The following is a 14,435-nucleotide window of genomic DNA, read 5'->3' as shown; positions in this document are numbered from 1 at the left end:
GTCGATCGCTCGTTAAGAGGATCGCCAGCCGCCGGCTCCAGTCCTTTGTGTTCAAGTGAACCCGTCTATTGGATACACTTGCCGCCAGATGATCCCTGCATGGGAATCGTGAATCATGTGCACGGGATTCACGCCATCGACCAAAAGGGGCCTTCTGGGGTACTTCAAACATTAGACAATGCAACGAACAATGCTCACGCGTAGCAGCTACCTAATTCTTCGCCATCCTTTACGTGAAATCGGATCCACGCTACTCGAAGAAATCGCGTCAGGAGGGATTCTCTCGTCTACAGCTGGCCGTCGAGTTCCTCGCGTCCGCTGATCCCGAGTTTGGCGAAAACCCTGTAGAGGTGGCCTTCAACCGTTCGTTGGGAGACCACCAGTACCTGTGCGATCTCCTTGTTGCTCAGGCCTTGGCGAACCAGGGAAATGATCTCTTTCTCTCGGTTCGTCAAGACCCTTTCGTGCATGGCCGCCGTCAGGGTGCCCCACGCTTTTCCGCCCAGCTCCTTGATCCAGGAATCCAGCTTGCGCAGCACAATACCGCGCTGGCGTTCGTTCTTCGTCCCTTCCAGATGATGCAGGGAAACGGCAAGAAGTTCAGTTCCCAGGCCGGTTTCGCCGCTGGAAAAGAGCTCGTCTGCGGCATTCACCAACACCGTTGTGTCTGTTAAGGCGGTCATCGAGACTGCAGCGGCCAATGCACCGTTTCGCCGCCCTACACCGGCTGCGCAAAGCTCTTGGAGTCTTGCCATTCCCTCGATGTTTTTCGATGGTCCAGCTGCCGATTTCCACAGCAGGACCAGAAGCTGCTGTTCAGTATGGAAGCGTTCTTCGGCATGGGCTCTTTCGATGAGTTTCCGCAGATTGCCGGTGTTCTCGGGGGCTCGTGAAAGACTCCGGTACGCTGCAGCAAGCAACGTCGCATCGGAGTTCTCCATGCCCCTGTATCCGCGATTCGTTGGGTTGTCTCGAATTCCGCCATCATCGCATGCGGGATCGCGGCCGAACGCGGATGCTTCATATTCGTACAAGGCCTCCGCGAGAACAAAGTACCGATCTGGGTCGTGTATGGCAAGCTCCGCCCGTGCCTCGTCCAAAAGTTTGCTGGCAAGTTGCCAGCGCCCTTCCTGAACCGAGGCGAATGCCGCCCAAAAATGCAGCGTGCCACTCCAAATCAGATGTAGTTCGGGTGACTCCGGTTCAAGTGAAACAGCCAATGCCCGCAATTTTGCATAGTCTCCTACGGCAAAAAGTGCGCGCAATGCGGTGGAAACAACCTGGTACCCGGCAATGTATTCATTAGCCGAACCTGACGGTATGGCCTTGAGCGATTCCAGCGCAATATCGGCGGCTTCCACGAAATGCCCGAGCGCCATCATTATTCCACTGCTGATATCTCGACAAAGTAGATACTCAAGGCTTCCATGTTCGCTTCCCGCCTCATAGTGCTGCGCCTGGGCCAAAATGGTCCGCAGGTCTTTCCGGGCTGCCAGATCGATCCAAAGTTCCAGCACATCGATCGCACGCCTGTTGAGCGCGACCTCAGCCATGTCGGCCGAGACGTCGTTGAATTGAATGAGTTCGGTGCGGACCTTCCAGTCTTGTAGCAACGCCCCAATCTCATCGTCGGAGTCCCCGCCATGCCACAGGGCAGTTGCCCTCAGCGTCTTGAATTCTCTCAGGAGGCTGAGATCGTCGCACTGGTTCAGAGCCCGTTCAACTATCCCAGCAACTGCTTGCAGGCGTTTCAGCCCCATCATCGCTTTGGCACCGTGCAATGCGATGACCGAATTGGTTTCAAGCGCGCCGGTGAGCTGGCACAGCCTCCAGGCATTGAGAAAGTCCAGGCTGTCATTTGCCTTGGCGATGGCATCAATGAAACGTTCGGTTGGGACGCTGTCTCCGCTTTCACAGGCCCAGAGCAAGGAATGGGGCAGACTGCCGTAGGTCGATGTCAGCTTCGATACGTGTCCCCAAAGTTGTGCACTTCGGCCAGGAGGTACGAGGTCGCGAAGTATCTGTGCGTACAACGGTGCCGCGATTTCGACCCTGGATTCGGCCATGTAATTCACCAGTCCGGTACCCAGCAACCGCCCAATGTCCGCACCAGAGACTTCCTCCAGGACCGAAACGTCTTCGGCCCCTCCTAGCGCCAGCACCTCGAGTGCCTTTGCATCTGCAACATTCAAGCGCTTTTGGATCTCTGATACCGCTGTGGACAAATGCACGTCATTGTCTACATGCGACTGGGTAAGGATGTACCATCCCTTGGATTCAACAAGTATCCCTTGCTCGCGAGCAGAACGCAGGAAGGCGCTTATGAGCATGGGGTTTCCGGCGCACGCAACAGCGATAGAATGTGTGCTTGCGCTTGTCGTCGGCCCTCCAAGGAAGCGCCGCGTATACTCTTCCACCTCATGCAGAGACAATGCGGTAAGCGACACTCGCCCCAGGCGCGCACCAAGTTCCGTGCTGGCAACCACGGGTTCGGTATGACCCTGTCCGACGGCCAGCAGGACCAACCTGATGCTTCCGGCCAAAGCCAATTGCGACAGGACAAAGGCGCTTGCAACGTCCAGGAAATGTGCGTCTTCGACCACGACAAGTGGCTTGGATCCGCTTCCAGCGCATGCGAAGCGACGGGTGAGATACCGCAAAACACTGATTTCGGACAGTTGTGCCTCAAAGTCGATTAGCAACGGCGAAAGTGCTCCGAACACGTTTTCGCCCAAAACCGGCGAACAGAGCAGATGAACCGCTCCCGCGGTTTCCCCACCGAGAACCTCGGCCAGCAGCGCAGTCTTCGCGCTGCCAATCGGGCCGGATATCACGGCTCCGTTCGATGTTTGTTCACTCATCAATTTGATGAGTTCGGAACGTGCATCGTGACCGGCTCGGTCGGTTACGACGTGTCCAAGGGCGCTCATACTTTGACGCTACTGCCAGTTTCCAGCGAAGCAACCATTGAGCTCAGCTCCCTTCGTCCGCCAATCGCCAACTTGGAATAGATCTGGTAGAGATGGCCTTCGACCGTACGAATCGAAACACCGGCGTCCTTGGCGATTTGTTGGTTGTTGAGGCCTTGTGCAGCTGCCGTGGCCACAAATTTCTCGCGCCGGGTCAGGACTTCGAGAAGCGGACATTCGCCGTCCAGAATTTCTTCGCGCGTGGCCTTCGGCCGCGACACGATGTTCTTACGACGGCGATTCACCCAGCTCGCCACCAACGATTGACCTGACGGCGAGAGCTTTTCCAGTGCGCAATTGGCACGTGGCAAGGCAAAAACAACCAAACCAGCGTCAATCATAGCTTCCAGCCCGGCCAGCAGCTCGGATTCAAGATCTCGTGCTGAACCGGAAGCCATGAGTGCCAATGCGGTTCCCGCTCTTGAAGATGCACAATCGACATTCCGATCCGAAAGGCGATTGTGGAGCTGGTATCCATGCCGCAGTCCGACAAGCAATTCGAGAGCTTCTCGCTGGCTGACATTCTTCTGGCTATCGTCGGTGATTCGCAGGTTGTGCCCCGTAGTGGTCTCCGGTGAGGCAAGCAATTCGGTAAACCACCATCGTGCCGAATCCCATTGTTCGGTGAAAGGCAATGGGGTATGCCGTGACGGATCGTCGATGTCTTGGACAAAGTTCCGCATAGATCGTATGAGCCACAAATCGTATGTTGCCTCGGAGCCTTCCAACTGGGCGAACAACGAGTCGAGAACCGGCTGGGCCTGGTGAAACCGGTCGGAGATGACGTGCAGGATAGCCTGCGCCACGGCGACGGCCTCGAAAAGTTCCGCGGGAAGTTCTTCAAGGTACTCCGGGAGTATCCGGTGGATGGCCTGCTCTGCGTCTTCCAGCTCTCCGTCCAAGAGACTCATCCGCAAGCCATCGAGCAACTGGCACAAGTCGAATGCACGAGGGTTCTCGCTGCTGTCCAAGCCTCGATGCCCGGTGGATTGATCGCAGATGAAAGCGAAAAAGTTTCCTTCGTCGGATCCGGCACTCGAGTCTTGGTTCGATGGGTCCAAATGCATTTCACTTCTGAGCACGTCTTCAAGAAGTTTTGAACTGAGCCTGATGGCCTCCCTGTTACTGCCAATGCGCTCTACGAAGCCCCACCCAATCAGATGGTCGACGTCGGCAAGCTCGCTTTCCTTCAACGGCGAAATGGTCATCGACCTTGAAGTGGCAAGCCGTTGAATCAGCCGGCGCTCCGAGTCGCTCAGGATGGACAATTGAGAGAGGGCCATTGACTCGACTCTGGCTCCGTGCGGCCACGCCCCATGCACCGCGACCAAGTGCCCATCATGAATCGCAAGTTTTCCGCTGGCCATGGCGTCGTGCGCAAGAGCCTCCAGCCACCCGGGGTTTCCTTGACTCCGGCGCCACATTTCTGCCGTAACCACCGGTGCTGGAACAGCACCAAACTCATCGATGAGCGCCTGATGCACCTCACTAAAAGTAAACGGATCAATGTTTACTTCGTGGTACCCCGGGCCATCGCAGAGTGGAACGAACTCGGCGGGAAGGAATTCCGCATGAGCTGCCAAGACGACCAACAGAATACTGCGGCTGTAGGCCATTTGCGATAGAACGGCGCGTGATCTTGCATCCAGGAGTTGTGGATACTGGACCACGACAATGGGCCGGCCACCGGTCCGACGCGCAGTCTTCGAAATGGAGCGAACTACATCGGCAGGACCAACCGAATCGTCTGGTCCGATATCAGTGAGCAGGAATGCAAGTGCCCCGTAGTCCAATCTTTGCGCATAGGCCGTTCCGACGACGTAGATGAGCTCGTTGGTTTCGGACAGCTCTCCCTGCGCCAGTGTCAGCAGGGCGACCCTATCGTCGCCGTGTTCACCGAGCATGACCAGCGCCGTTGCGGAGTCATCGTGGAGTACAGCTTTCAGTTCGCCAAGATAGAATTCACGTGGTTTTCCCCCCAAGGATTTTTCAACGTTCTTTTCCCCATTTGCATTGGCCTTACCCTCAAAATTAGGACGCCAAGCATTGTATTCAGTCATCGTCACCCGTTCCCCAAAGCCGGATAAATCAGCGAAAGACCGCCCCCAGAGTGGCCTTTCGCTACTTCGTCCTCATCCTACGACGGTTGCGTGGTCCAGTCATTAGTTATTCAAATACTTGATTCACTCGTTTGGCCCATTGCGGTACTTAAGTATCCTCAGGCCGGTTGCCAGTGCCTCCGTTGGAATCAGCAATTGCGTCTAGATACAGTCTCCCCAGGTCGAGACGCGAACCCACGTCAAGTCGCTGATAGATCTGATACAGATGCCCCTCAACGGTCCGTACCTTGACCCGCAACCGCTCTGAGATCTCCTTATTGCTGGCACCGGTGGCGACTTCGGCGACAATCATTCTTTGCCGGTCTGTCAGTGACGAAACGCGTTCAGCCGCAGACTCGTTTGTGGCAGCGATGTTTTCGCCGGTATCCGACTCAGGCAGGACAAAAAGAATTTCCGGCGACCCCCTGTAAACGCTTTGAGGTTGCGCTGCCGCCAATTGAAAGTCGACGGCCGTTGCGAAGGACTTATGGCCCATAGCCCGTGCCTCCTCAACTGCCTGTGCGCGCTCGGAACTTTCCGTTTCATCAAAATGCCGAATCAGTGATTCCACCGTCGCCGCCAGCGAACCATCAATTTTTTCCGAGCAAGAAAGCAGCTTGTCGAAACCCTCATGATGTCCGAAGCGCAGCAACATCATGCGGTTCGTCAACTCCAAGGTAAGCGCCCCTCTCGCAAGATTCGCTTCCGCCTGTTCTTGCAGCATCTGAATGGCTTTTTCACGAGCCCCCAAATGGAAATGGACTATTGCCGTGAGGACTGCCACCGATTGCGCGGTCTCCCAGTCGTGCGGGATCGGTATAAGGTCCAATTCCGCAAGGTACCCCACAGCTTCCGCTTCGTCGAAATTCGATGCCGCCAAGGCAGCGGCAGCCATTGCCAGCGGCAGCTGGCGATCGGGATCCATGGTTCGGAGTTGTTCGATCTCCACCTGAAGCTGCTGCAACGCATCCTCCGGGTGGCCCATGAATACGTGTACGAGCGATGCGTACAGACCCTTGAATTCGGTGATTCTAGGGGATTCTTCGCCCCCGGTCCACGCCGCCTCAATCAAGGCGAGGGCTTTGCTCCACTCTCCAGAAATCAAGTACAAATCGACCAAATGCTGGCGAATTCTCTGATTCGTGGAAACGGGCAACGGATCTTGCTGAAGCAGGAGAACCGATTCCTCACCCCGCCTAAGGGCGGATCTAACGTGCCCGGCGCGCAAGGAATGCAAATTGTGGAAGAACTGCCAACGCAGCAGGTCATCGGCTCTCAAACTCGGATGAGTGTATGGTGAACTGCCGATCCCGAATCTTTCACCAACACGATAAAGAACCTCAGATTCCATGAGGTCGAGCTTTCCGGCCAACTCCGGCAGCCCTTCGGTGCCTGGAAAACCGGCATTGATCCACGCAGCGATGGCGTTGCGTGTCATGGCAAAGATATCCCCCAGATGGCCTTCCACAGAATGCGACTGGATGGCGTGAAGCAGAGTCGCCGCGATTTCCAGACGAACCATGAACGCTAGGTTTTCCGGTGCCGGGCTGGAAACCGGTACCGGGATTCCCGAACCGAACAGGGCCTGCAAACGGCCAAGCATTTCGCTGGCACGTTCCAGGTATCCACCGTCGATGAGTGCTTCAAGCCGAATCAAGTCAGTTTCCGCGGAAGCATCGTGCCGTTCATTGAGGATCTCCAAGCAGAGATCGGGTTGCCCGCCGGAGAGCGCTTCCATTGCCGCGCCGTGAACAAGCCCGAGGTTGGAGGTCATGCCGGCTATCTGCTGCCATTTGAACAGTATCGAGGGCTTCAGCGATGCTTCGTTGCCCGGAACACTTAGAAAAATCTCCAGCAGCTCACGGGCTTTCCCCGGTGGTGTGGAATCTGCAACAGCTTGATGACTGAGCGCCCCCTGCAGACTCACCTTTCGCGCGTACTTTCCACGAATTTCCAGCAGTCCTTGGGCATGCACGGAATCGATGACCGAGGCATCGCTGACGCTCATCAAAGCGCTCAATGGAATTTCCTCGGAAAGCGCCAAGAGTTGGAGGATCTCGAGTTCCTTGCCATGGGTCCGCTGTGCCGTTGTCACATGGATGGCTCGGCTACGCGGCCCAATGGGGCCCATAGTGCCGTTGACGATCCAAACGTTTCCCGAGCGGACCAAGTAGCCCTGCTCATACCAGTCCTGCACAAGCGCCGCGATGAGGTGCAGTTGCCCTGAAGAGGACTTCCACAGTTGATATGACGTGGAGCGGCTGACGTCGCCACCCAACGCCATTCCCAATCGACTTTGTGTTTCGCCCAGGGTCAAGGGCATTAGCCGTACCCGCTGCAAGCGCACGGCACCCAGAAGGTCGTCGCGTTCTTGGTGGTCTGCCGAGGGCAAAGTTGTCGTCAAACACAACAATGCAACGGCATTGGCAAGCGCCAAGGCAGACAGGAATGAAATGGCATGGGAGCCAAGATGAAGGGCCTCGGGAACAAAGACCACAACTGGCCGTCCTCCGGATTCCCTTTCCAGCATCTCGTGAACGCCGCTAAGCTCCTGGAACTTGGTTTCCTCATCCTGGTGTTCCATGCGATCCAAGACCCGACTGAAAGCCAATGTTGTGCGTTGCTGCTCGGGAAATCCCAAATCCAGGAAGAGGGCTTTGCCATGCAATTTACGCATGACCGCGGCAGCCATCGTTCGCTTGCCCGAGCCAGCCGGCCCCTCAAGCAGAGCGCCCGGTCCGTTGAGCAATGCATCGACGGCCTGATTGACCAGCCCGTCCCTTTCAAAGACATCCCAGTTGAAATCTAGGCCGCGTTGCGAATCGACGAACCGATCCCCTGAATACGATTGTGACTCGGCGACCGCCCCAAACCAATCCACTTATGCCTGCCCCTCCCCCATGGGGCAATCTTGCCACTGAAAAATAAGATTGGATAGGTCATCTGTGGGTATGCAGTTGATAGCTTGGCTGGCCGTGCGGCTGGAGGGCAGTCACACGGCCAGCCGCCGGACTCTTACTCGCCGAGAATTTCAGCGGCCTCCAGCCATGCCATTTCCAGCTCTTCCTTCTCCGCTTCGACGCCCTGCAAGGTGGCGTTGAACTTGTTCACCTCATCGAACTTCATGGCTTCCGATGCGGCCGCCATCTGTGCGTGGAGCTTGTCGATCTGCGTGTCCAGTTTGCCCATCTGGCGCTCGACGCGGTTCAGTTCCTTGCGGGCCTCGCGCTTCTCGGCCTCGCTCGGTCCGGCGGCGTCGACGGCCGCGGCGGATCCGGATTTGTCGGTGGGGGCGCCCGTACTTCCACCGCCCTGGACACCCGATCGAAGTTCCAGGTACTGGTCCACGCCTCCCGGCAAGCCGCGGATCTTGCCGTCGCCAAGCAGTGCCACCTGGTGGTCGGTGACGCGTTCAAGCAGGTAGCGGTCGTGGCTGACAACCACGAGGGTGCCCGGCCAGCCGTCGAGCATGTCCTCGATCGCCGCGAGGGTGTCCGTGTCCAGGTCGTTGGTGGGCTCATCGAGCATCAACACGTTGGGCTCCCCGATGAGCAGGCGCAGCAGCTGCAGCCTACGGCGCTCGCCGCCGGAAAGTTCCTTGACCGGGGTCCACTGCTTGTCAGTACCAAAGCCAAGCTGTTCGGCGAGCTGGCCGGCGGAGACTTCCTTGCCGCCGACCTCGAAGGACATGCGCTCGGACTTGATGACCTCGATCAGGCGCATGTCGGCGACCTCGTCGAGCTCCTTGACCTCCTGGGTGAGGATGGCGGTCTTGACCGTCTTGCCGCGCTTGATCTTGCCCGCGGTTGGCTCGATCTCGCCGTTGAGCAGTCGCATCAGCGTCGATTTGCCGGCGCCGTTGACTCCGACGATGCCGATGCGTTCGCCCGGCGCCAGACGCAGGGTGATGTTGTTGAACAGTGGCTTGCCGGTGCCGAAGTCGAGGGTGACGTGCTCGAGGTCAAGCACGTCCTTGCCCAGCCGGGCGGTTGCCATCTTGTTCAGGGCGACGGAGTCGCGGGCCACCGGGACATCCGCGATGAGGGTGTTTGCTGCCTCGATGCGGAACTTCGGCTTGGCGGTGCGGGCAGGGGCGCCGCGGCGCAGCCAGGCCAGTTCCTTCTTGACCAGTTGCTGGCGCTTGCTTTCGACAACCGACGCGGTGCGGTCGCGTTCGGCCCGGGCCAGCACGTAGGCCGCGTAGCCGCCGTCGAACGGGTCGACGATGCCGTCGTGCACCTCCCAGGTGCGGGTGCAGATTTCGTCCAGGAACCAACGGTCGTGGGTGACCACGAGCAGGCCGTTGGCGTTGGCGCGCCAACGGCTTTTCAGGTGCTTGGCCAGCCAGGCCACGCCCTCGACGTCGAGGTGGTTGGTCGGCTCGTCGAGCATGATCACCTCGTGCTCGCCGATGAGCAGCTTAGCCAGGGCGACGCGGCGCTTCTGGCCGCCGGAGAGCGACGAGACCTCGGCGTGCCAGTCGACCTCGCCGACTAGGCCGCCCATGACCTCGCGCACCAGCGGGTTGGAGGCCCACTCGTGGTCCGCGGCCTCGCCGACGATTGCCTCGCCCACCGAAAGGTGCCCTTCGAGCACGTCGGACTGGTCAAGGTAGGCGACGCGCACGTCGCCGCGCTTGGTGACGCGTCCCGAGTCGGGGGTGATGCGACCGGCCAGCAGGCGCATGAGCGTGGACTTGCCGTCGCCGTTGCGACCGACCATGCCGATGCGGTCGCCGTCCTCGAGCCCCAGCGACAGGGAATCGAGAACGGTACGGGTGCCGAAGGCCATGGAAATGTTTTCGGCGCCGAGCAAATGTGCCACGGGTGGGGTGCTCCTAGCTAGAGGGTGTGTTCGGTGGTGGGCAGGATGCTGGCTCCGGGAACCGGGCCGTGCACGGCGATCGTCGCCACGCCCGCCTCGTCCGAGAGCTGGGTCATGATTTGCTCGCAGTGCGCCTCGTCGGTCGCCAACAGGGCCAGGGTGGGGCCGGAGCCGGAGACCAGGGCGTGCAGGGCGCCGGCGGCCTCGCCGAGGTCGCGCACCACGCCGAGTTCCGGGGCGAGTGCCAGTGCGGCACGCGTCATGTCGTTGACCAGCAGGCCCGAAAGCGCTTCGAGGTCCGCGTCCATCAGGGCGCCGACCATGTCGGGGTCGACCTCCGTGGGCGTCGGGACGTCTTCGGTGGCGCGCAGCCGGTCCAGCATGCCGTAGACGCGCGGCGTGGACAGGCCGTAGGAGGCGGGAACCAGCACCCAGTCGGTGCGTTCGCGCAGGAGCAGCGGGGCCAGCAGGTCCCCGACGCCCAGGCCGACGGCGGCTCCGCCGTGCAGGGCGAAGGGCACGTCGGCGCCGAGGCGGGCACCGAGCCTGGCCAGTTCCTCGCGGTTCAGCCCGGTTCCCCAGAGTGCGTTGCAGGCCACCAGGGTGGCTGCGGCGTCGGCCGATCCCCCACCCATGCCGCCTGCGATGGGCACGCGCTTGGTGATGCAGAGGTCCACGCCGGCGTAGTGGCCGGTGTGCTCGCGCAGCATCATCGCGGCCTTCACCACCAGGTTGTCGGGGCCCAGCGGGAACGAGTCGGGGTCGGAGACCGCGGTTGAATCCGGGTGCAGCGAGACGTGGATTTCCTCGTCGTCGCGACCGGTTGCCGAGACATCCTCGTAAAGCGACACCGCCAGGTAAAGGCTGGCCACCGAGTGGTAGCCGTCTTCCCGGGGAGGACCAACCTTGAAGTAGCAGTTGATTTTTCCCGGTGCGCGGGCGGTGATGGTGCGGCTCATTCGGTACCGGATTCCAGCTTCTGCTTGGCCTCGGCGATGGCCGTGAACTCGAGGATGCCGAGCTTCTCGCCGCGGGCCTGCGGGTCGATGCCGGCTGCCACCAGGGCTTCTTCGGCCTTGGCCGGGGATCCGGCCCATCCGGCCAGTGCCGCGCGCAACGTCTTGCGGCGCTGGGCGAAGGCCGCGTCGATGACGGCAAAAACCTCTTTGCGGCTGGCGGATGTCACCGGCGGCTCGCTGCGTTCAAAGCCGACGAGGCCCGAGTTGATCTTCGGCGCGGGCCAGAATACGTTCATGCCGATGACGCCGGCCTTGCGCATGGTGCCGTACCAGGCGCCCTTGACGCTGGGGACCCCGTAGGTCTTGTTGCCGGGTCCGGCCGCCATGCGGTCGGCGACCTCGTCCTGCACCATGACCAGGCCGTGGCGCAACGACGGGAAGTGTTCAAGCAGGTGCAGGACCACCGGCACCGCCACGTTGTACGGCAGGTTTGCCACAAGCGCCGTGGGCTCATGCGGAAGCTCAGTGATTTTCATGGCGTCGGAAAGGATGACCGTGAGGTTCTCCGCCTTGTCCGGACGGAATTCGGCGACGGTCTGCGGCAGTCGTGCGGCCAGTTTCGGGTCGATCTCGACGGCGACCACGCGGGCCGCGGCGTCGAGCAGGCCAAGGGTCAGCGAGCCGAGACCGGGTCCGACCTCGAGCACGGTCTCGCTTGGATCCAGGCGCGCGGTGGAAACGATGCGGCGGATAGTGTTTCCGTCAATGACGAAGTTTTGCCCCAACGTCTTGGTCGGGCGTACGTCGAGTTCACCGGCAAGGCGGCGAATGTCGGTGGCGCCGAGCAGCGGCGGCGGGGTTGATTCTACGGAAGTCACGTTTCAATCTTAGTTCAGGCACCGGACCGGGCGGACCGGTGGTCCGCGGAAAGCTCCGGAAGCGGGGCAATGGTGGGAAAGCCCGATGGGCCCCGCAATTGCGCGGGGCCCATCGTTCATTCTGGTTTGTGCTGTTGCCGGCCCTCGCCCGAGGGCGCGCCATGCGTTGGTTCCTAGCGCAGGCCCAGCTTGCTCGAGCAGGCTGGCCAGTGACCCCAGCCGCCGTTGGCGCGGAGCTTCTCGGCCGTTGCAACCTGTTCGGCGGGGCTTGCCTGGTGCGGCAGCGGAGCGTACTTGGTGCCTCCCGCGCCGGCCCAGCTGCTGGCGGAGAACTGCAGGCCGCCGTAGTACCCGTTGCCGGAGTTGATCGACCAGTTGCCGCCGGATTCGCACTTGGCCAAGGCCTTCCAGGTGGCAGAAACGCTGCCGGGGGCCGCGGTGGCCGTCTTGGCCTTGGGCTTGGCCTTGGTTCCCACGGAGACTTCTTCTTCCACGGGCTTGGTGGTGACCTTGTCACTGACCAGTTCCTTGTCGGATTCCTTGCCGTTGCGCAGGGTGACCGTGTAGGTGAGGGTTCGTTCGCCATCGACGCCCTTGGTCAGGGTCTTCTTGGTGCCTTCAAGCGCCTTGGAATCCTTGACGGTCTTGGTGCCGTGGGCGATCGATTCGGTTTCCTTGACCTTCTTGGTCTCCACGCGGGTGACCTTGATCTTCAGGTTCTCGGTGACCTCGTCAGAGGGCTTGAGGTTGAGCTCGTCATCCTTCCCGAGCTTCACCTTGGCATCGCCCAGCACCTCGGCAACGGTGGCGGCCGTGGTGTCCAGGTTCTTGGTGTCGCCATCGACCTTGATCGTCACTGCCTTGGGAGTGGAAATATCGATCGAGGTGCTCAAATCCGCAAGCTCAAGCGCCGGACGCTGTGCGATTGCCGAGTCGGAATCCACGTCAAGCTGTTCAAGTACATCGGCGACGGTCAGGCCGGTGGTGTGAACCACGCGCTCAACACCGTCGATGCTGACCTCGACCGTCTTGTTGCGCTTGATCTCGATGGATGATCCATCGGAAACGGCCGCATCAAGGGCCGGCGAAACCACGTCGAGGCTGGAAACCTCGATCTGCGAGTCCTTCAGGACATCGGCCACTGTTGCGGCACGGGTGGATACGTTTTGGCTTTGACCGTCAATGGCCACGGCGATGGACTTGTTGCCACCGACAAACATGACAAGACCGAGGATCAACGCGGTTAGGACGGCTGCTTGCGCGCCGATTTTCACCCAGCGATTCTTGAAGGCATTCTGCACAGGATTCCAAACTTAGATCTGGTCCAGGCACGGGGATCCCGCCCTTGCGCGATTGCAGCCACAAGTTCGATCACGAACCAGGGGCGGAGCCGTTGTTGCACAAGGCGGGTGTTTTGAGGCACCTCCGATGCCACAGAAATGCCGGTACCCAAACGGATCCCGGCCTAACATCTGCAGCAACAAACGCACCCGGGAACCTTCCCCGATCCCGGCTACTTTCTATTAACCGTAATCGAATCGTAATAAGGTCGCAAGTGGCGCGTGCTTGAGTTGTGGGAAAAATGCGTTAAAAGGAGCCGTAGGCACGCCGGGTGTTGTCGGCGAGCGTCCGGCAGTATTCCTCCAGCTCAACGCCCACGTGGCCGGCCATGAAACGCACGGTTTGCGGGATCAGGTAGCTGGCATTGGGCCGCCCCCGGTAGGGGTGCGGGGTCAGGAACGGGGCGTCGGTCTCCACCAACACCAATTCCGGTCTGGCTACCGACAAGGCTTCACGCAGGTCCAAGGAGTTCTTGAACGTCACGGTTCCCGAGAACGACAAGTACCAACCGTTGGCGTTGCAGATCTCGGCCAAAGCGGCATCCCCCGAGAAGCAGTGGAAGACCACATGCTCCGGCAGCTCTTCGCTTTCAAGCACGCGGACCACGTCGAGATGTGCGTCACGATCGTGGATTTGGAGCGCCTTTCCATTTTCACGCGCAATGCGGATGTGCTCGCGGAACGAGGCCTCCTGGGCCGGGCGCCCCTCCGGGCCCGTTCGGAAGTAGTCCAGGCCGGTTTCCCCGATGGCGCGGACCCGCTCGTGGCCGGCAAGCGCCTCGATCCTGGCGATCGCGGCATCAAGCTCGCCGCGTGCCCCAAGATCTGCCGCGTCATTGGGGTGGATTGCCACGGCGGCCAGGACGCGGCTGTCCTCGCTGGCGGCACGCACCGCGAATTCGGACGATTCGACATCGCAACCGACCTGGATCACGCCGGGAACCCCCACGGCATTTGCAGCATCAAGCGCCTGTGCAACATTGACGTTGACCAGGCCGTCGCGGAAATCCAGGTGGGTGTGGTTGTCCGGAACGCCAAACGGCAGCGGCTCGGGCGCGGGCGGGTAGTGGAGGTTCCGCTTCTTGCCATGCTCGGTTTCACTGCTGCGCGCCAGGTCTCCGGCCGCGCCTTCCTTGTCCTCCGCGGGCAGGTATGCCTCGGGAACCCCGATGGCGCTTCCGCCCTTAGCGCCGCCACTGCCCTTGGCCATCAATCCAGCTCCCTATCAATCCACGTTTTTCGTTCCGAAGCGTTTGCCCACAACGTATCTAGGGTACGCGGCTCACCCGACCGAACCCCGCCGAATGTGACGCTCGGCACGCCAATGCCGGTATCGTTGAAGTAAGGACTTCACATTTACTTGTTG

Annotated in this window: 8 protein-coding genes; all 8 read right to left on the bottom strand. The window is 60.3% G+C overall.

What is annotated here, in order from left to right; translation table 11 throughout:
• Positions 1–287: 287 nt before the first annotated feature.
• A complete protein-coding gene (locus tag ACIQLF_RS14450) occupies positions 288–2,930 on the bottom strand; it encodes a LuxR C-terminal-related transcriptional regulator (RefSeq protein WP_400299657.1) in 2,643 nt (880 codons plus the stop codon).
• On the bottom strand, positions 2,927–5,029 hold the full coding sequence (locus ACIQLF_RS14445; protein WP_400299655.1) for a LuxR C-terminal-related transcriptional regulator: 2,103 nt from the start codon (positions 5,027–5,029) through the stop codon (positions 2,927–2,929). The genes ACIQLF_RS14450 and ACIQLF_RS14445 overlap by 4 nt, the downstream gene beginning before the upstream one ends.
• A 148-nt stretch (positions 5,030–5,177) precedes the next feature.
• Positions 5,178–7,949, bottom strand: a complete 2,772-nt coding sequence (locus tag ACIQLF_RS14440) for a LuxR C-terminal-related transcriptional regulator (RefSeq protein WP_400299652.1) — start codon at positions 7,947–7,949, stop codon at positions 5,178–5,180.
• 134 nt (positions 7,950–8,083) lie between these two features.
• Entirely contained in the window at positions 8,084–9,892 is a 1,809-nt protein-coding gene (locus ACIQLF_RS14435; protein ID WP_400299651.1) for an ABC-F family ATP-binding cassette domain-containing protein, read from the bottom strand.
• Between the two features lie 17 nt (positions 9,893–9,909).
• Positions 9,910–10,851, bottom strand: a complete 942-nt coding sequence (locus ACIQLF_RS14430; protein WP_400299648.1) for a 4-(cytidine 5'-diphospho)-2-C-methyl-D-erythritol kinase — start codon at positions 10,849–10,851, stop codon at positions 9,910–9,912.
• The gene (rsmA, locus tag ACIQLF_RS14425) at positions 10,848–11,729 is read right to left on the bottom strand and encodes a 16S rRNA (adenine(1518)-N(6)/adenine(1519)-N(6))-dimethyltransferase RsmA (protein ID WP_400299645.1); all 882 of its coding nucleotides are present in this window, start codon (positions 11,727–11,729) and stop codon (positions 10,848–10,850) included. Before rsmA ends, ACIQLF_RS14430 begins: the two co-directional genes overlap by 4 nt.
• Positions 11,730–11,902: 173 nt before the next feature.
• Entirely contained in the window at positions 11,903–13,003 is a 1,101-nt protein-coding gene (locus ACIQLF_RS14420; RefSeq protein WP_400299642.1) for a transglycosylase family protein, read from the bottom strand.
• Positions 13,004–13,316: 313 nt separating this feature from the next.
• Positions 13,317–14,279 carry a TatD family hydrolase gene (locus tag ACIQLF_RS14415; RefSeq protein WP_400299640.1) on the bottom strand — a complete coding sequence of 321 codons (963 nt, stop codon included), beginning with the start codon at positions 14,277–14,279 and terminating at the stop codon, positions 13,317–13,319.
• Between the last annotated feature and the right edge of the window lie 156 nt (positions 14,280–14,435).

Source organism: Paeniglutamicibacter sp. NPDC091659 (assembly GCF_044756805.1).
Classification (GTDB): domain Bacteria; phylum Actinomycetota; class Actinomycetes; order Actinomycetales; family Micrococcaceae; genus Paeniglutamicibacter.
The sequence above is the reverse complement of the archived record's forward strand: the minus strand, read 5'-3'. Positions and strand labels throughout refer to the sequence as shown.